The sequence below is a fragment of the Wolbachia endosymbiont of Drosophila baimaii genome (assembly GCF_028982185.1).
GTDB lineage: Bacteria > Pseudomonadota > Alphaproteobacteria > Rickettsiales > Anaplasmataceae > Wolbachia > Wolbachia pipientis.
The window spans coordinates 1-525 of sequence record NZ_JAPQLE010000135.1 but is presented as its reverse complement, the minus strand read 5'-3'; the positions used below and the strand labels follow the sequence as shown (position 1 = coordinate 525).

The following is a 525-nucleotide window of genomic DNA, read 5'->3' as shown; positions in this document are numbered from 1 at the left end:
TGCGGTGTAGGTTAGTTGCAAGTTAAAAGCAGCTAAATCGCTCTTAATCAAGCGTTTTAGAATAAAAAAAACGCCGATATTTTAGTACATGGTAAATAGCCAACCACCACGGGGTTTCTTTTGCCTTTTTTTTTCATTTGGTAAATTTTTTAAATATTTATGGCTAAAGATTGCACGAATGTTGCAATTACAAAAACGATTTCTACTAGGGTATCACGCACTGGGATGACACCATTCTTTTTCCTGGATTCAAGTAGTCAGGGCACTGGGATGACAGCTACCCTGACAATCGTCACCCCGCTGCTTGTTAGCGGATACCGCGGCGGTATGACGTAGAAGTTATACTTTTATGCTTACCAACTTAATAAAATTCCTGGATTCCAGTGGGCTTTGTTGCATCGCTACTTATGAAAGGCTAACTATAGTTAGGATTATAAGTATAGCTCTTTCCATAAAAGTCCGGATGTGATAGGATAAGGATAGATGATGATAAGGAGGTTGAATGCCAGCAGCATATAGTTATGA

At 39.0% G+C, this 525-nt stretch carries 1 protein-coding gene; it reads left to right on the top strand.

Annotated features, from left to right (window positions below):
* The first annotated feature begins 159 nt into the window (after positions 1 to 159).
* Positions 160 to 336 (top strand): hypothetical protein, encoded by a 177-nt coding sequence (locus OZD66_RS04790; protein ID WP_275022375.1) that lies wholly within the window; start codon positions 160 to 162, stop codon positions 334 to 336.
* Positions 337 to 525: the final 189 nt, after the last annotated feature.

What these genes read in the sequence shown, in the direction of transcription:
- OZD66_RS04790 (WP_275022375.1), top strand. Translation starts at nt 160, where the DNA reads ATGGCTAAAGATTGCACGAATGTTGCAATTACAAAAACGATTTCTACT.